Genomic DNA, 15,479 nt, shown 5'->3' with positions numbered 1-15,479 from the left:
CGGCGTTTCGCGGCCGCCAAGGGGGTGTCGCCGGGGCCCTTTTCCCGGTGACAGAGGGCGCCGCTGCTGGGATAGGGGGCGCCGGTGTCTGGCCCGTTATATGTGCTCTTCAAGCCGGATCTGCGCCTCGGCCGCTCGGCACTGGCCATGAATGTCCGGCGCCGCTGGCACGAGCACATCATCCCCATGGCGCTCGATACCGCCGCCCTCGTCGCGCGCGACGGCGATGGCGCCCCCGGCTTCGTCTGGACGGTCGATGCCTGGGTCATCGCCGATCACCTCGCCACGCAGGAGCCCGAGGAGGTCGCCCGGCTCGAGCAGGCCATCGAGGAGGGCCGCGTCGCCTGGCACGCGTTGCCCTTCACGCTTCATGCCGAGCTGACCTCGCCCGAACTCTTTGCCGAAGCCTTGGGCATCGCGCTCCGCCTCGACGGCCGCTTCGGCCGGCGGACGCGCTGCGCCGCGATGACCGGGCTGCAGGGCCTGTCCATCGGCGCGGTCGACATCCTCGCCGCCGCAGGAGTCGACTTCCTGCATTTGCAGGTCGACCCGGCGCTGCCGACGCCCGACGTGCCGCCGGTCTTCCGCTGGCGGAGCCCCAAGGGCTCCGAGATCGTCGTCGCCATGGCCGGATACGATGCCGCGACCATCCGCCCGATGGGGCTGGAGATCGGCCTCGCCAGCGCCCGCGTTGCGCCGAACGGGGCGCCGCCCGACGTGGCCGAGGTCATCGCCACCTGTCAGGCGCTCGGCGAGCGCTACGGGCTCGAGCCGCGCGCCGCGACGCTGGAGGATTTCTGGGAGGCGCTGGCCCCCGTGCGCGACCGGCTGCCGCTCGTCACCGCCGAAATCGGCGACACGATGATCCACGGGCCGGGCGCCGCGCCGAAGCGGCTCGCCGCCTTCCTCGCGGCCCAGCGGCTCCATGCCGCCCTGCCGGAGGGGGAGGAGCGGCACCGGCTGGGCGCGACGCTGCTGGAACTCGCCGAGCCGAGCTGGGGGCTCGATTCCGCCGTGTTCCTGCGCGACAGCGATGCCTGGGACCGGCGCGCCTTCTCGGCCGCCCGCGCTGCCGGCGGGGCCTTCCGGCTCCTGGAAGACAGTTGGGCCGAGAAGGACGCGGTGATCCTGAAAGCCACGCGCGCCCTGCCGCCCGAGATCCGCGCCGTCCTCTCGCCGCCGCCCGCCGCGCCCGATCTGCGCCCCGAGGCGCCGCTGGCCGGCGAGCACCGGCTCGGCGCGCTGACGCTGAGCTTCGACACGTCGAGCGGCGTCCTGCGCTCGCTCCGCCGCGGCAGCGAGACGATCTTCGCCGCCCGGCCCGACGGGCCGGGGCTCTTCGGCTTCGTGCACGAGGGCTTCTCGGCGGCGGATATCGAGGGCTACCTCGCCAGCTTCCTCACCGAGCACGCCTTCCGCCCGGCCTACGAGAAGGCCGGCCTCGCCGCCGCCGCGACCGGCACCAGCGGCCGTTTCGAGATGCAGGACCCGCGCGCGGCGATGGTCGGCGACACGCTCTGGGTGGGCGCCCGGCTCGCCCCCGAGGCCATCACCGCCTTCGGCGCGCCCGAACGGGTGCTGATCGGCTATCGCGCCCGCGGCGAGGGCATCGAGGTGGATCTGCACCTGATCGGCAAGGGCGCGAACCGCCTGCCGGAGGCCGGGTTCTTCACCTTCGCGCCGCATCACGGGCTGGAACCGAAGCTCCTGTGCAAGATGGGGGTGGAGATCGAGCCGCGGAACGTCGTCAGCGACGGCAACCGCCAGCTCCATGCCATCACCGGCGTCCGCGGCCTCGCGGCGACGGGCTGGCACTACCGGCTGACGACCTTCGACGCGCCGCTCTACTGCCCGGGCGGCCAGCCCTTCCTGCCGCATGTCACCGGCCTGCCGGCCTCCGGCGCGGGCGGGAGGTTCGTTCTTTACAACAACAAGGCGGCGGGCGCCTACCCGCAATGGTGCGAGGGAGACCTCTCGTTCCGCTTCGCCCTGGCGCTCGAAGCCCCGGCGGTCGCGACCCTCTGAGGAACAAACGCCGCCGGCGGCACGTTGTGGAGCCAAATCTCACACGCTGAGGGAGGCACACATGCATTCCATCATTTACGTCATTGGCCTGGTCGTCGTTGTCCTGGCCGTCGTCAACCTCGTGGCCTGAGGGGGGCACACATCATGACAGATCACACATCACAATCCGGACCTCATTCAGAGGCGCTGGACGAGCTTCGCCAGACGGGCGCGTCCCTGAAGGACGAAGCCGTGGCCCGCGCCGGCGAGGTTCGTGACCGCGTCTCCGGCGAGGCCAAGGCCCGCGCCGAGGGCGCCAAGGATCACGTCGCCGACGAGGTCTCCTCCGTCGGCAAGGCGCTGCGCTCGGCCTCGGGCGAACTCCGCGGCGGCTCGCCGCAGGAGCAGATCTTCAGCCAGATGGCCGACGGTCTCGCCGATCTCGCCGACAGCGTGCGCGGCAAGTCGGTCGGTGACATCGCCCGCGACGTGGGCGACTTCGGCCGCCGCAACCCGGTTGCCTTCCTGGGCGGCGCGGCGCTGCTCGGCTTTGCCGGCGCGCGGCTCGCCAAGGCCAGCGCCGAGGCCCGCGACAGCGGCCCCTCCAGCGTCGGCCCGGCCGTCGCGCCCTATGACCGGAGCGACGCCACCGCCACGCGCAGCACGCCCGAGGCCCCGGACGACACCTCGATGCATCCCCAGGTCGGGGAGGGGGTCTGATGCCGGACAAGCAGAATGAATCGACGAGCGGCCTCATCACCGAGGTGCTCCGCCATGTGAGCGGGCTCGTCCGCAGCGAGGTCGACCTCGCCCGCGCCGAGATCAACGAGAACCTGCGCCAGGCCGGCGTGGCGATCGGCATGATCATCGCCGCCGTGGCCCTCGCGCTGACCGCGCTCAACGTGCTCGCCGCCGCCATCTCGGCCGGCCTGACCGAACTCGGGCTCGAGCCCGGCTGGTCTGCGCTGATCGTCGGCGTCGCCTTCGCCCTGATCGCCTGGGCGCTCCTCGCCCGGGCCCTGAATGCCCTCAAGCTGTCCTCCCTCGCCCCGAAGCGGACGGCGGAAAACATCAAGCGCGACACCCGCGCTATGACAGGAGCTACCTCCCATGCCGAAAGATGATGATCTCTCCCCGCACGAGATCGAGCGCCGCATCGAACGCGAGCGTTCGGAGCTCTCGGCGACACTCGCCGAGATTCAGCACCGCTTCACCCCGGAGGCCCTCATCGGTGAGGTCACCCGATCCATTCGCACCAATGGCGAAGAGGTCGGCCGCGCCGTGACGCGGCAGGTGAAGGACAACCCCGTGGCGCTCGCCGTCACCGGCATCGGCCTTGCCTGGCTGATCTTTGGCCGCGGCCAGAAGAGCTCGCCGGATTACACGCCGGGCTATGTCAGCGAGCCGCCGCGCGGCGCCGCTGGCGGTGACCCGCGTGCCGAGCGCCTGCGCGATGCGGCGGCAAAGAGCTGGACCCCCAGCGCCGCCAGCGCGGCCGGCCGGCCCGCCGACGATCGCGGCGCGCATTACCCCTCGTGGTATGCTGATGACGGCGAGCTCGACGCGCTCGAGGAAGAGCTTGCCCGCGATGCGGAGGCCACTGGCGAATTCTCGGAGTTCAGCCATGCGCATGAAGCTGTCGTAGAACGCGACGGCAAGCGCGAGCGCGTGGCGGGTGCCGCATCCGCGGCCGGCGACACGGTGCGCGATGCGGCCGGCTCTGTGGGCGATGCCGCCCGCGGCGCGGCCGATAGCGTCGGCGACGCCGCCGATGGCGCCCGCGCGCGGCTCGGCGCCGGGGCGGATCGCGTCCGCGACGCCGCTTCCCGCGCTCGGATGAGCGTGTCGGATGCGCTCTATTCCGGTGGCGAACGCGCCCGCCGGCTGCGTGACCGGCTCGCCGAGGGCACCGAGGACCTCTCCCACGAGGCTCGCGAGCGGATCATCCATGCCCGCGCCCGGGCGCTCGACGCGCGCCGCCAGGCCGGCACTGCCGCCCGCAACTCGCTCGCTTACGGGCGGGACGCGGCGATCCGCGGCAAGGACCGGGCGGTGGACTTCTTCGAGGAGCAGCCGCTCGTCGCCGGCGCCCTGGCGCTGGCCGTCGGTGCCGCCATCGCGGGCGCCCTGCCGCGCTCGCGCAAGGAGGACGAATGGTTCGGCGAGACCTCCGACCATCTCCGCCACGAGGCCGAGCGCATCTTCCGCGAAGAGCGCGCCAAGGCCGAGCGGGTTGCCCGCGCGGCGCTGGACGAGGCGAATTCCGTCGTGCGTGAGGAGGCCGGCAAGGCTGACCACGCCGCGAAGGAGGCCATCGACGCCGGCATCGCCGAGGCCCGCGACGCGGCGCATCGCGTCGAGGAGCGTGCCCGGACCGAAGCCGAGCGCGAGAAGCTCGGCCAGCCGGACGTCTGATGCCGGACGCGGCCCATGACAGCGCGGGGGGTCTCGGTCACGAGGCCCCCCGTCCGCGTGACATCCCCCTCAAGGGCTGGGTGCAGATCCTGAAGCGCGCCTTCGGCGAATTGCAGGGCGATCACATCGCCCTCATCGCCGCCGGCATCGCCTTCTACGGCCTGCTCGCCCTCTTCCCCGCCATCACCGCGCTCCTCGCCATCGGCGGGCTGATCCTCTCGCCCGAACAGGTGGCTTCGCAGCTCGACATGCTCGCCGCGGTCATGCCGGAGCGGGCCGCCGAGATCATCCTCGGCCAGGCCGCCGAGGTCGCGGGATCAGAGAATGCCGGGCTCGGCCTCGCCGCGATCGTCGGCCTGGCGCTCGCGCTCTATTCCGCGTCGAAGGGCGTCGCGAGCCTCATCGAGGGGCTCAACATCGCCTATGACGAGCAGGAGTCGCGGGGCTTCATCCACCTGAAGCTCCTGACGCTGGGGCTGACGGTGCTGCTCGTCACCGGCATGGTCGCCGGGCTCTCGGCGACGATCCTTCTGCCCTCGCTCTTCTCGCTCCTGCCGCTGCCGGAGACGCTCGAGCAGATGCTGGGGCTCGCCCGCTGGGCGCTGCTTTTCGTGCTGACGGTCTTCGGCGTGACGCTGGTCTACCGGCTCGGCCCGAGCCGGCGGAGCGCGCAGCTCCGCTGGCTGGTGCCGGGCGCCGCGCTCGCCTGCGTGCTCTGGCTCGCCGCCTCGATGGGCTTCGCGGTCTATTCGGAGCATTTCGGCAGCTATAACGAGAGCTTCGGGGCGCTGGCCGGCGTCGTCGTGCTGCTCATGTGGCTCTGGATCAGCGCCTATGTCCTGCTCCTCGGGGCGGAGATCAACGCCGAGGCTGAGCAGCAGACGCGCTACGACACGACCGTCGGGCCGGGGATGCCGATGGGCCGCCGCGGTGCCGTGAAGGCCGACAGCCCGCCGCCCGACTAGTCCTTCCGGAACGCCCTCTGCGGCCCGCCGGGCGCGGCGTGGAACACCGCCCGGGCGATGGCACGGGCGAGGCAGGTGGCGCCGGCATGGCCGAGCGCGAGAAGCCCCGCCTGATCCCGCTCGTGCCGCCCGGTCGAGGCGGCGAAGACGAGATCTCCGTCGAAGGGCGTATGGGCGGGCACGATGGCGCGGGCGATGCCGTCATGCGCGGCGATGGCGAGCCGCTGGCAACCGGCCTTGTCGAGCCGCGCATCGGTGGCGACGATGGCAATCGTGGTGTTCTGGCCCGGCCCCAGCTTCGTGGCCGGAAGTCCGCGCGGGAAGTCCCGCGCCGGCCCGAGCCCGCCGAACTCCTCCCCCTCCTCCCAGGGCGCCGCCCAGAAGCGGCCCTGCCCGGGGACGAGCGTGGAGCCGACGGGGTTGACCGCGACCAGCGCCCCCACGGTCACGCCGCCCGGCAGCACGGCCGAGGCCGAGCCGATCCCGCCCCGCACATCCGCCGTCGTGGCTCCATAGCCGGCGCCATGGCTGCCGAGCGCGAAGGACGGACCGGCGGCATCGAAGGCGGCGGCGCCGAGGGCGGGGTAGGGGTTCTCGGCCCAGTCCTTCGCCCCGCCGTTCACCAGATCGAAGAGGATGGCGCCCGGCACGATGGGCACGGTCACCCCGCCGAAGGGCAGCCCCCGCCCGGCGTCCCTCAGCCGCGCCGCCACCCCGTCGCAGGCGGCCAGCCCATAGGCCGAGCCTCCGGAGAGCACCAGCGCATCCACCCCGCCGACCAGCTTGTCGGGGGCGAGAAGATCGGTGTCGCGCGTGCCGGGGGCACCCCCCATCACCGCATAGGAGGCGGTGACGGGCTCATCCGCCACAAGCACCGTGGTGCCCGAGGCGAGATGCGGATCATGGGCCTGCCCGACGGCGAGGCCGGCGATGTCGGTGATGAGGTTCAAGGGGCCGGGGCGCATGGGGTGAGCCTAGCGTGGCGGCGGGGCGAGGTCACGGGGGCGGGCTCACGGCCGCCCGACCCTGCCCAATTGACGGGCAGGAGCCGCGCCCTGCCGGCGTGCCGGACGATCGGCATTTGCGCAGGTGCGCCAAATTGATAAAGTCATGCGGTAAAGACGCATTCTCAAGGCGATCCCATGTTTCAGCCCATTTCTTTCCGCCGGGGCCACGCGGCCTTGCTCGGTGGCCTTGCCCTCGTGGCCCTGCTCGCCGCCTGCGACACGGCGCCCCTGTCGAACGCCGGCCCGACCGAGATCATCGGCGGCGTGCCGTCGAACCAGATCGTGGAGGGCTACGGGCTTCTCGTCGATGGCGAATACACGCTGCCGCCGGTGCCGGCGCAGTATCTGGAGGGCGTGAACCGCCGCGCCTACGTGCCCTACAACGGCAGCGAGCCGCCCGGCACGATCGAGATCGATCCCTATGCCAAGTTTCTCTATTGGGTCATGGATGGCGGCATGGCCATGCGCTACCCGATCGCCGTGGGGCGCGAGGGGCGCACGCTGTCCGGCAACACCACCATCAACCGCAAGGCCGAATGGCCGGGCTGGACGCCGACGGCGAACATGCTGCGCAGCGAGCCCGAGATCTACGAGCCCTTCCGCGGCGGCGTGCCGGGCGGCCCGGCGAGCCCTCTCGGCGCCCGGGCGCTCTATCTCTATCGCGGCGGGGCCGATACCTATTACCGGATCCACGGCACCAACGACCTGACGAGCATCGGAAATTCGGGCTCCGCCGGCTGCATCCGGCTCTTCAACCATGACGTGATCGACCTTTATGACCGGGTGCCGAGCACCGGCACGCGGGTGACCATCCGGACCTATCAGGAATCGGTGGCGCTCGAAGGCCGCGAGCTCGCCAATCGGGGCGTGGAACTGCCGCCGCTCTACGTGCCGCCGGAAGAGCTGCTGCACACCAACGACCGCGGCCCGAGCTCGGCGGCCTACGACGTCTCCGGCGCCGAAGGCTGAGCGCTCAGAGCCGGATCACGTATTCCTTGAGCGTGGTCTCGATCACCTCCCACCGCCCCGCGAAGCCGGGGCGGAGGATGAGGCTGTCTCCGGGGCCGAGCTCAAGGGCCGCGCCGCCCTCCTCGGTGACGACGGAGCGGCCTTCGAGAATGCGGAAATACTCCCATTCGTCATAGGCGATGCGCCAGGCGCCGGGCGTGGCCTGCCAGAGGCCGGCATAGAGCCCCTCCCGCTCCTCGAGGTTCCAGGTCGTGAAGACCGGATCGCCGGCGATGAGCCTGGCCGGGTCGGGGCGCCCGACCTCCGGCTCGGCGCCATCCTTGCCCAATCTGACGAATCGGTCCGGCATTTTCCCCCTCCTCTTGCGCCATTTCCCGCGTTCCCGGCATATCCTGCGATTGCAGAAGACGATATGCTGACACAGATATTGCCCACGAGATTTCACCCCGAAGAGGACCAGATGGCCGATTTCGACTCACAGATCCGTCAGAGCCAGGCCCAGGTGGCCGAGGCGCAATCGAAGATCTCCGAGCTGACCAGCCGGATCGAGACCGCACGCCAGAAGATGGCGGCGGGCACGGATGTGACCATCGACATCGAGAACGCCTCGCTGGACGATGTGCATGCCCATACCGAGGTGATGAACGCCAATATCGCCGAGCTCATCATGGGGCTCGATGACGTGACCGCCGCCTTCTCGAAGGATTTCGACGAGATGCGGAACAAGACCGGCATGGAGCGCTTCGTCGGCGTCTTCTCGCGCCACAAGGCGGAATCGATGCGGCAGGAGCGGATGCGCACCGCCTCCATCGACGACAAGCTGCAGGATCTGATCGCCAAGTCCGACACCATCGTGAAGCTGCTCGAAGGCCAGCTCGCCATGCTCAACGAGCAGAAGGCGAGCGTGGAGAAGAACCTGACCGGCACGCTCGAAGAGCGCGAGGCGACGGTGACGGCGCTGGAAAGCGTCCGTGCCGAGATCCAGGGCATGGATCCGGCGATCATCGACCTCGAGAACCGCATCTCGGTCGAGCAGGACGCCGCCGCCCGCACGCGGCTCGAAAGCGAGCTCGCCGAGCTCAACAAGCGCCACAACGATCTGGTCCAGCAGGAGCAGGTGCAGCTCGCCAAGTCGCAGACGCTCGAGCGCTATATCGAGAAGGGCAAGACCTGGGTCGACAGCTTGCAGAACCAGGCGGCCACGCAGATGGTGCTGATCAACAAGCTGCAGACGGATACCCGCCAGCGGGTGGTGCTCTATGACGCGCTCTCCTCCTCGCTGAAGACCGCCCAGCAGCAGGACGTCGCCCACCGCATCAACGAGATCGGCGTGAAGACGGATCAGGAGGCGCAGACGGCCATGGCCGCCATCGGCGCCGCGACCAATGCCAAGATGGCCGACATGCTGGAGGCGCACGAGGGCCACATGGTCTTCGCCCGCGAGGTGCTGGAGGCCAAGGCCAAGGCCGACGAACGCTTCATCCGCCGCTTCAACAAGATCGTCGAGAAGCACGACAAGAACCTCTACGGGGCTGACAGCGTCTGACCATGGGCGCCGAAGACCTCTCGCTCGATCACTTCCGTCTGGAAGACACCGGCGTCACCCGCCGCTACTTCGACAAGTTCGACGCCATCACCGGGCATCTGGCCCGGGTGGCGGGGCAGATGGAGGGCGAGGGGCGGCTTGGCCGGCGGGAGGTGGAGGCGCTGGCGCGCTACATCGTCGGGCTCAGCCACAGCTTCAAGGCGCTGGCGCTCAAGTACCTGTTCTCCGGGCGCTTTCCCTCTGCCGGCAAGCTGACGATCGACCGGGTGGAGAGCGGCTTTCCCGTGCTGGCGGAGCTTCTCGTCCTCGCCAATGACGCGCTGCAGGCGCAGAGCCATCTGGCGCAGAGCCCCTCCGCCGATGCGCTGAAGGACGAGATGGTCCGCTTCATCCTCGCCGAGCAGGAGGTGCCGACGCGGCTGCAATACAGCCTGTCGCAGCGGCTCTATTACGAGGAGCTGGCGAAGGGCGGGCTCTTCCTCGCGCGGAACGATCCCGAGGCGGTCTGGCTCAAGGGCGATGACAGGCGGACCTATCTGATCCGCTGGGCGGTTTATGACGGCGCCATCAACCTGCCGGTCGTCTACCTGATGGAGGTGGAGGATTCCGGGCGCGTCGGCCTGCCGAAGGACGAATGGCGCTGGCCGGCGGTGCAGAGCCATCTGATGGCCCAGTCGCTCGGCGGGCTGAAGCTGGTGACCATCGCCAAGGGCTTCGACGAGGATTTCGGCGACCTGCACCCCAAGCGGCTCCGCCGCTTCCACCTCGGGCCGATGTACAGTCACAGCTTCACCGCCCAGGCGGGGCCGATCCGCGACGTGCTCGCCCGCGCCCGGGCGCCCGAGGGCGAGGATTGGGCGCTGGTCTGGACGGAGGAGGAGCTCGTCTCCGACCGGGTGGAGACGCAGAAATCCGGCTGGTTCTCGACGGTGGAGCGCGAGATCTTCGCGCTCGACCCGTTCCAGGGCGGCGGGGCAGAGACGGGGGCGAGCCGCATGGAGCGCTCGATCATCCTGCCCGAGCGGCCCTATCAGGCGCTGGCCGAGCTGAAGCCGCCGGGGTTCGGCGATGTCCGCAAGTTCGTCGTCTCCGCCGGCGGGCGGGTCATGAGCGTCCGGTGAGGGCGGTGCTGGCCCTTGCCGCCCTCGCCGTGGGCGCTGCCGCCTGCACCGTCAGGCCCACCGGCGCCGAGGTGGCTTGGATGGCGGCGGGCGAGGACTGGCCGGCCCTTGCCGAGAGGCTCCGCGCGCGGGGCTTCTTCGACCTGCCGGCCACGGCCTCCGGCCCCCGCGACGGCGCCTGCCTCGAGAAAGTGCGGGGCGGGGCGCTTGCCGGCATCGACGTGGTGCGGGCCTGCGAGGGGCCGGGCGCCCCCCGCGTCTGGCGGATGAACACCCATCGCGAGGACTGGACAGAACTGTCTGTCTCGCGATGACCCGGGATTATTCGAGAAGTCTTTGAGGCCTGAAGGAACGTCATGAGCCAGCCCAGCGATCTGATGGAGCTCCGCGAGGCGGATATCCGCGCCCATTACCAAAGCGCGCTCGCCCTCCTTGAAGGGTTCGACCATGCCCCGAGGCTGGCGGAGGCCGGTGCCGCGCCGGCCCCCGCGCCCGAGCGCTCGCCCGGTATCGGCACGCGCCGCCCCTTCCGCTCCACCACCCCCGGCCTCGTCACCCGCCGCACCACGCCGGCCCGGGGCGTGGCGCTGCTCAGCCGCATCGCCGATGCGGGGGAGGATGACGGGCTGATCTCGCCACTCAAGGCCTCGCTGCAATCCGCGCTCCGTCGGGCGCTCGCCATCGCCATGGCGCTGGGCGACGCCTATGCCGAGGCGACGCCGCTCGCCGAGCTCAAGCGCGCCAATCTGGAAGGGCACCTGCCCGAGGCGCGGCGGGCGGAGTTCTCCGAACTGCTGGCGGCGGAGGCGCTGGTGACGCTCCATGCCTTCGGCAATGCCACCGCCTTCCTTCTGGCGGACCACGCCACGGGCGCCGAGGTCGAGGTCGGCGAGGTCGAGGAGATCCTCACCGACAACGCCCCCCTCGCGCTCCACGGCGCGCTCTGGGAGCTGGATCAGGACATCGCCGCCCATGGCTCCGACGAGCCCCGCCTCGCCGCCACCATCGCCGCCTTTGCCGAGGCGCTGATGGCCAAGGTCGCCACCCGCGCCGCCAGCGCCGGCCGGCTGGAGAGCTTCACCTCCCGCGCCTTCCGCGTCGAGGCCGACGGGCTGACGCTCCGCGGCTTCTCGCCCGCCAGCCGCGGCAAGGGCACGACGCTGGCGATGACCTTCAAGCAGCCGCATGAGGTGGTCGGCAACCACATCGCCAAGTATCAGGCGCTGCGCCTCTCCAAGATGCTGATGGCCTATGATTTCGAGCGGCGGCTCAACCCCTTCGCCGAGCTCGGCGGCTTCATCTTCACCTTCATGGGCGACGGCGCGCCGGGGACGGGCAAGACGACGCTGATCCAGATGATGGCCGGCCTCATCCACGGCTATTGCCAGGTGGCGGGCTATCCGTTCCGCTACCAGAACCTCTCCACCGACAATATCGACAGCTACCAGGGCAAGTCCGGCCAGAACGCCCGGGCCTTCATCGACAACATCATCGACCCGAGTGTGATCGGCTTCGGCACCATCGACGATATCGACATGCTGGCCGGCAAGCGCGGCGACCGGCAGTCGAGCGCCGGGCAGCTCGAGATCACCTCCGTCCTGATGGATGCCTTCGCCGGGGCGAATACGGTTGTCCGCGGCAATTGCACCTTCGGCATGTTCTCCAACTACCCCGAGAATGTCGACGACGCGCTCCGCCAGCGCGCCGGCGGGCGCTTCCTCGTCGATGGGCCGCAGACGCGGGAGGATTACATCGACATCCTCGCGCTGCTGATGGGCAAGAACCACAAGATCCCCGTGGGCCACCACGAGCTCTACGCCGCCCAGGCCATCCAGAAGGCCGTCGCCGCCAGCTACGAAAGCCACGGCCGGCCGCATGAGGAGGGGCTGGAGCGCGTCTTCGACCGCGTGACCCGCGACCTCGGCCAGCTCGACACGATCGCCAAGCTCGGCACCTATCTCAAGGGCATCCAGGAGGCGGATGCGCGCTTCACCGGCCGGGCGATCAAGAACATCACGGATGCGATCAAGGTCCGCGCCATGGATTTCGAGCTGCCGGACGATTGGATGGAAGAGCCGGATCTCTTCCTCCGTCAGCCCTACGAGACCAAGCTCGCCATGATCGAGGAGCTGCGCCGCCCGATCACGGTCGAGATGGTGATCCAGGAGATCAACCGCTACGCCGACAGCGAATTCCGCTATGCCGACAAGTCGGACGAGGAGGCGGTGGCGAAGATGGTCCGCGAGATGGGCCTGACGGAAGAGGCACGGCGGCGGTATCTGGAGGGGAAGGGCTAAGCCATGGGCATGTATTTCAGCTATCCGCTGGTGCTCTTCGCGGTCTTCATCGTGCCCCTGCTCGTGGGCTTCGCCGCTTCGCTCCGCTGGGGCCCGCGGCTCGGGCCATGGATCGGCATCGTCCCGACACTGGTCGTATCGCTGGTGCTGTTCTTCCTGCAGGTGAGCTCGGGGCCGGACATCAGCCGCGCCACCATCGCCTGGCGCTATTTCGCGTCCGAGTCCGTCTTCTTCCTCGCCAGCTACCTCGTGGGGGCCGCCATCGGCTCCGTCCTTCACCGCCTGCGGCATCCCAGAGTGCCATGATCTCCAGCGTCCTCCTCCCCGGCCTGATCATCGTGATCGCCGCCATCCTCCTGCCCCGCCCCCTCGGCCGCTGGCTGCCGGAGACCTTTGCGGGGCTGATCCTCAACGGGGTGATCTCGGTGGCGCTGATGACGGCGCTCTCGGCGGCGGTCTTCGCGGCGGCCTATGCGCTCTCTGGGACGGACCTGGCCGGCCTCATGGGCTTCGCCCCCGGCACGACAGTAGGCCATTTCCTGAGGCTGGGGCTGAGCGCCGGGCTCCTCTGGGGGCCGGTGCTGGTGCTGGCGGTGGCGAGCGTGCCGCGGAGATGGAGGGTGGGGGTTTGGTGAGGATTCAAGTGACTTGCATGTCGGGGCGTGGCGGGCTGAAGCCCGCCCTACGGGCCGCACGACCGGAGGGCAAACCATGCACCGCCTGATCGCCCGCGGCCTCATGTTCGGCAACCTGATCCGGGTCGACTCCCCCGTCCTCGTCGAGCGCTACAACCGCGCGCTCAAGTCGCTGACCGGGCGCACCACGGCGCTCGAGGAGTTCCATATCGACATCTCCGGCTATGCGCCCGAGATCGGCGATGAATTCGGCGACCCGCTCTATCTCAACCATGCCGGCGTCAACCGGCAGTTCATCCTTCTGACCACCGCGCAGCGCACCGCGCCGCTGCTCGATGCCAAGTTCTCCACCTCCCGCGCCATCCTGCGGCAGTTCATCGACGCGAACGAGCGCGAGCTCTTCGCGCTGACCGCGCGGGATGCCGTGGCGGGGGAGCTCGTCAATTCGGTCTACCGGGCCGAGACGGCGGCGAAGCTCTTCGACATCCGGCAGATCACGGTGGAGGCGGATACCACCGCCGGCACCGTCGCCACCGCCGAGCGGCTCGGGGCGCTCATCGACCGGTTCAAGGCCGAGGAGCATGCCTGGTGGGACGATGCGCTCATCGCCGAGATGATCGGCCTCGCGAAGGAAACCGGCGATCTCGCCCGCAACCCCGTGCGGCTGAAGAAGATGACCTTCGCGCAGGACAATTTCTGGACGGCGCTCTTCGGCGGGCTCTATCTCTTCCGCTCCGTCGCCGCGCCGGCCGTCATCGCCGCGCGGCTCGAGGGCCTCGGGCCCTTGCCGCTGCCGGTCATCCCCTTCTCCGCCCGCAACGAGCTGGCGCGGTTCCTCAAGGACAACGGCCTCGCCGAGCCGATCGTCGAGGCGCGCGGCATCGACGCAGCGGCGATCCTCCACCAGAAGATGGATTTCATCACCGCCGAGCTCGCGGCGGTCATGGGCGAGAGCCTCGCCGGCGCCACCCGCCGCGACCTTCGCGCGCTCGGGCGGAAATACGCCCAGCACCTGCCGCCCGAATGGCAGGGGCTCGCGGCGCTGACCCGCTGGGCGGAGGCGGGCGGCCCCTGGCCGAAGATCGACAGCGAGCACCCTGCCTATTTCTACACGCTCCGCGCCGCCAAGGGGCCGGATGCGCCCCTCGTCAACCAGCTCCTCGCCGAGCTGACGCCGCTCGACATCCGCCAGCTCTTCATCTGCCACAAGGAGGCGTTCTACCGCGCCTATGCCACCTGGCCGGAGGCGAAGAAGACCTATGTCGCCGATTTCCTCGCCGGGGAATACATGGTCGACAAGGCCGGCACGCGCGACGCACTCTTCGGGCACGAGGCGCCGATGGCAGAGCCGGCCCCCGCCCCCGGGCCATGGAGCCGGAGCAGGGAGCAGGCGCGGCCGGCCGACGTCATCGACGCCGTCGGCCCCTGGGGCAGCATAGGGAGGCGCTGAGGCATGGCATTCATCAAGCTCGCAATCGTCGGATTTCTCGTCCTGACAGTGATCTTCCTCTCCGTTTCCGCCTATTCCCGCTCCGTCCGCCGCGAGCGGCTGGAAAAGCGCTGGGCGGAAGAGAACCCGGGGGCTGACCTTGCCGAGAGGGATGCCTATGTGGAGGCGGGGATGGAGAAATATTTCTCCGGCTTCCGGCGGCGGCTGATCGTTCTGGTCTATGTGGTGCCGGTGGTGGTGGTCGGGCTGATCGTCTGGCTGACGAACACGAACTGAGAGGGAAAGACATGCGCGCATTGCGGATCGGCTGGCGACTGCTTCTGGTGCTGATCGTGGGGGCCGTCCTGCATTACGCCCTGCCGCAGCAGGATGTGGCGCGCATCACGGGGACGGAGGTGATCCGCACCGACTTCTCCGGCTTCAACCGCCTGTTCTACGCCCAGGCCGACAGCGGCAATGTCGAGAACACGACGCGGGACCTCCGGCTCATCAACACCGTGCGGAAGCGCACGATGCTCCTCGGCCTCGTCCGCGGCAAGGACCAGACGATGGTCTATCGCAACGAGGATACCGGCTGGATCTGGCCGCCCTATTTCAAGTTCGACAGCTCCGACCTTCAGGCGGAGGCGGATGACGTCCGCTCGACCTCGGCGGACCCGAACTGGGTGGTGATCCGCCATTACGGCTGGCGGAACCGCTTCTTCACGATCTACCCCAACGCCACGGCGATCCGCGAGGTGCCCGGCCCGGATTACCGGCCGATCCCGTGGTTCAACATCGGCTTCTTCCTCTTCCTGCTCTTCGCGGGCCTGATGCTCCGCGCCATGTGGCGGCAGTTCCGCGAGCGGAGCCTCGACCCGGCGATGGAACGCGCCGGCGACCGCTGGGACAGGGTGGAGGCCAACGCCAAGGAGCGGCGGGGCCGGCTCGGGCGCTGGTGGGAGAGCTGGACGGGGCCGCGGAAGTAGTGGACGCAGCTTCAAGGCCCACCTGGAGGCAAGGTTCGTGAGATCAGAACGGCCGCGAAGCGCGAGAGAAAAACGACGAGACGACCGGATCCTCGCCTACGG

17 protein-coding genes are annotated in these 15,479 nt (G+C 69.7%); 15 read left to right on the top strand and 2 right to left on the bottom strand.

All coding sequences use genetic code 11. From position 1 onward, the window contains the following. Positions 1-84 precede the first annotated feature (84 nt). From ACAZ03_RS14245 to ACAZ03_RS14225, 5 genes are all read left to right on the top strand, one after another. Positions 85-2,025 carry a DUF5054 domain-containing protein gene (locus ACAZ03_RS14245; RefSeq protein ID WP_373354609.1) on the top strand — a complete coding sequence of 647 codons (1,941 nt, stop codon included), beginning with the start codon at positions 85-87 and terminating at the stop codon, positions 2,023-2,025. Positions 2,026-2,169: 144 nt separating this feature from the next. Further along, a complete protein-coding gene (locus ACAZ03_RS14240) occupies positions 2,170-2,724 on the top strand; it encodes a hypothetical protein (protein ID WP_373354607.1) in 555 nt (184 codons plus the stop codon). Then, a complete protein-coding gene (locus ACAZ03_RS14235) occupies positions 2,724-3,128 on the top strand; it encodes a phage holin family protein (protein WP_373354606.1) in 405 nt (134 codons plus the stop codon). Before ACAZ03_RS14240 ends, ACAZ03_RS14235 begins: the two co-directional genes overlap by 1 nt. Further along, positions 3,115-4,419, top strand: a complete 1,305-nt coding sequence (locus ACAZ03_RS14230; protein WP_373354604.1) for a DUF3619 family protein — start codon at positions 3,115-3,117, stop codon at positions 4,417-4,419. Before ACAZ03_RS14235 ends, ACAZ03_RS14230 begins: the two co-directional genes overlap by 14 nt. Beyond that, positions 4,419-5,384 carry a YihY/virulence factor BrkB family protein gene (locus tag ACAZ03_RS14225; RefSeq protein ID WP_373354602.1) on the top strand — a complete coding sequence of 322 codons (966 nt, stop codon included), beginning with the start codon at positions 4,419-4,421 and terminating at the stop codon, positions 5,382-5,384. The genes ACAZ03_RS14230 and ACAZ03_RS14225 overlap by 1 nt, the downstream gene beginning before the upstream one ends. Here the strand turns inward: ACAZ03_RS14225 and ACAZ03_RS14220 are convergent. Beyond that, a complete protein-coding gene (locus tag ACAZ03_RS14220; protein ID WP_373354600.1) occupies positions 5,381-6,349 on the bottom strand; it encodes a P1 family peptidase in 969 nt (322 codons plus the stop codon). The genes ACAZ03_RS14225 and ACAZ03_RS14220 overlap by 4 nt on opposite strands. 216 nt (positions 6,350-6,565) lie before the next feature. Here ACAZ03_RS14220 and ACAZ03_RS14215 point away from each other — a divergent pair, with 216 nt between their 5' ends. Continuing rightward, a complete protein-coding gene (locus tag ACAZ03_RS14215) occupies positions 6,566-7,360 on the top strand; it encodes a L,D-transpeptidase (protein ID WP_373354598.1) in 795 nt (264 codons plus the stop codon). Between the two features lie 4 nt (positions 7,361-7,364). On the opposite strand, the gene ACAZ03_RS14210 is transcribed toward ACAZ03_RS14215, so the two are convergent. Beyond that, complete coding sequence (locus tag ACAZ03_RS14210) at positions 7,365-7,709, bottom strand: cupin domain-containing protein (RefSeq protein WP_373354596.1); 345 nt, start codon at positions 7,707-7,709, stop codon at positions 7,365-7,367. Between the two features lie 111 nt (positions 7,710-7,820). Between ACAZ03_RS14210 and ACAZ03_RS14205 the strand changes: the two genes are divergently transcribed. From ACAZ03_RS14205 to ACAZ03_RS14165, 9 genes are all read left to right on the top strand, one after another. Then, a complete protein-coding gene (locus ACAZ03_RS14205) occupies positions 7,821-8,906 on the top strand; it encodes a hypothetical protein (protein ID WP_373354594.1) in 1,086 nt (361 codons plus the stop codon). Between the two features lie 2 nt (positions 8,907-8,908). Continuing rightward, a complete protein-coding gene (locus ACAZ03_RS14200; protein WP_373354592.1) occupies positions 8,909-10,027 on the top strand; it encodes a hypothetical protein in 1,119 nt (372 codons plus the stop codon). After that, entirely contained in the window at positions 10,024-10,341 is a 318-nt protein-coding gene (locus ACAZ03_RS14195) for a hypothetical protein (protein WP_373354590.1), read from the top strand. Before ACAZ03_RS14200 ends, ACAZ03_RS14195 begins: the two co-directional genes overlap by 4 nt. Positions 10,342-10,383: 42 nt before the next feature. Continuing rightward, the gene (locus ACAZ03_RS14190) at positions 10,384-12,324 is read left to right on the top strand and encodes an ATP-binding protein (RefSeq protein WP_373354588.1); all 1,941 of its coding nucleotides are present in this window, start codon (positions 10,384-10,386) and stop codon (positions 12,322-12,324) included. A gap of 3 nt (positions 12,325-12,327) precedes the next feature. Continuing rightward, positions 12,328-12,630, top strand: a complete 303-nt coding sequence (locus ACAZ03_RS14185) for a hypothetical protein (protein WP_373354586.1) — start codon at positions 12,328-12,330, stop codon at positions 12,628-12,630. Next, positions 12,627-12,959: a hypothetical protein gene (locus ACAZ03_RS14180; RefSeq protein WP_373354584.1), complete on the top strand. Its 333-nt coding sequence runs from the start codon at positions 12,627-12,629 to the stop codon at positions 12,957-12,959. The genes ACAZ03_RS14185 and ACAZ03_RS14180 overlap by 4 nt, the downstream gene beginning before the upstream one ends. A 76-nt stretch (positions 12,960-13,035) precedes the next feature. After that, complete coding sequence (locus ACAZ03_RS14175; RefSeq protein ID WP_373354583.1) at positions 13,036-14,409, top strand: DUF6638 family protein; 1,374 nt, start codon at positions 13,036-13,038, stop codon at positions 14,407-14,409. 3 nt (positions 14,410-14,412) lie between these two features. After that, positions 14,413-14,685, top strand: coding sequence for a hypothetical protein (locus ACAZ03_RS14170; RefSeq protein WP_373354581.1), 273 nt, complete (start codon positions 14,413-14,415; stop codon positions 14,683-14,685). An 11-nt stretch (positions 14,686-14,696) separates the two neighbouring features. Beyond that, positions 14,697-15,377 (top strand): DUF1523 family protein, encoded by a 681-nt coding sequence (locus tag ACAZ03_RS14165; RefSeq protein ID WP_373354580.1) that lies wholly within the window; start codon positions 14,697-14,699, stop codon positions 15,375-15,377. The last annotated feature ends 102 nt before the right edge of the window (positions 15,378-15,479 follow it).

Origin of the sequence: Pseudoroseicyclus sp. CXY001 (assembly GCF_041714655.1) — a bacterium.
Classification (GTDB): Bacteria; Pseudomonadota; Alphaproteobacteria; order Rhodobacterales; family Rhodobacteraceae; genus Pseudoroseicyclus_A.
This window is presented reverse-complemented; position numbering and strand designations above follow the sequence as displayed.

Bases quoted from the DNA above. Each gene is read 5' to 3' on its own strand.
- ACAZ03_RS14240 (WP_373354607.1), top strand. From the start codon at position 2,170: ATGACAGATCACACATCACAATCCGGACCTCATTCAGAGGCGCTGGAC.
- ACAZ03_RS14235 (WP_373354606.1), top strand. From the start codon at position 2,724: ATGCCGGACAAGCAGAATGAATCGACGAGCGGCCTCATCACCGAGGTG.
- ACAZ03_RS14230 (WP_373354604.1), top strand. From the start codon at position 3,115: ATGCCGAAAGATGATGATCTCTCCCCGCACGAGATCGAGCGCCGCATC.
- ACAZ03_RS14225 (WP_373354602.1), top strand. From the start codon at position 4,419: ATGCCGGACGCGGCCCATGACAGCGCGGGGGGTCTCGGTCACGAGGCC.
- ACAZ03_RS14220 (WP_373354600.1), bottom strand. From the start codon at position 6,349: ATGCGCCCCGGCCCCTTGAACCTCATCACCGACATCGCCGGCCTCGCC.
- ACAZ03_RS14210 (WP_373354596.1), bottom strand. From the start codon at position 7,709: ATGCCGGACCGATTCGTCAGATTGGGCAAGGATGGCGCCGAGCCGGAG.
- ACAZ03_RS14205 (WP_373354594.1), top strand. From the start codon at position 7,821: ATGGCCGATTTCGACTCACAGATCCGTCAGAGCCAGGCCCAGGTGGCC.
- ACAZ03_RS14200 (WP_373354592.1), top strand. From the start codon at position 8,909: ATGGGCGCCGAAGACCTCTCGCTCGATCACTTCCGTCTGGAAGACACC.
- ACAZ03_RS14190 (WP_373354588.1), top strand. From the start codon at position 10,384: ATGAGCCAGCCCAGCGATCTGATGGAGCTCCGCGAGGCGGATATCCGC.
- ACAZ03_RS14185 (WP_373354586.1), top strand. From the start codon at position 12,328: ATGGGCATGTATTTCAGCTATCCGCTGGTGCTCTTCGCGGTCTTCATC.
- ACAZ03_RS14180 (WP_373354584.1), top strand. From the start codon at position 12,627: ATGATCTCCAGCGTCCTCCTCCCCGGCCTGATCATCGTGATCGCCGCC.
- ACAZ03_RS14175 (WP_373354583.1), top strand. From the start codon at position 13,036: ATGCACCGCCTGATCGCCCGCGGCCTCATGTTCGGCAACCTGATCCGG.
- ACAZ03_RS14170 (WP_373354581.1), top strand. From the start codon at position 14,413: ATGGCATTCATCAAGCTCGCAATCGTCGGATTTCTCGTCCTGACAGTG.
- ACAZ03_RS14165 (WP_373354580.1), top strand. From the start codon at position 14,697: ATGCGCGCATTGCGGATCGGCTGGCGACTGCTTCTGGTGCTGATCGTG.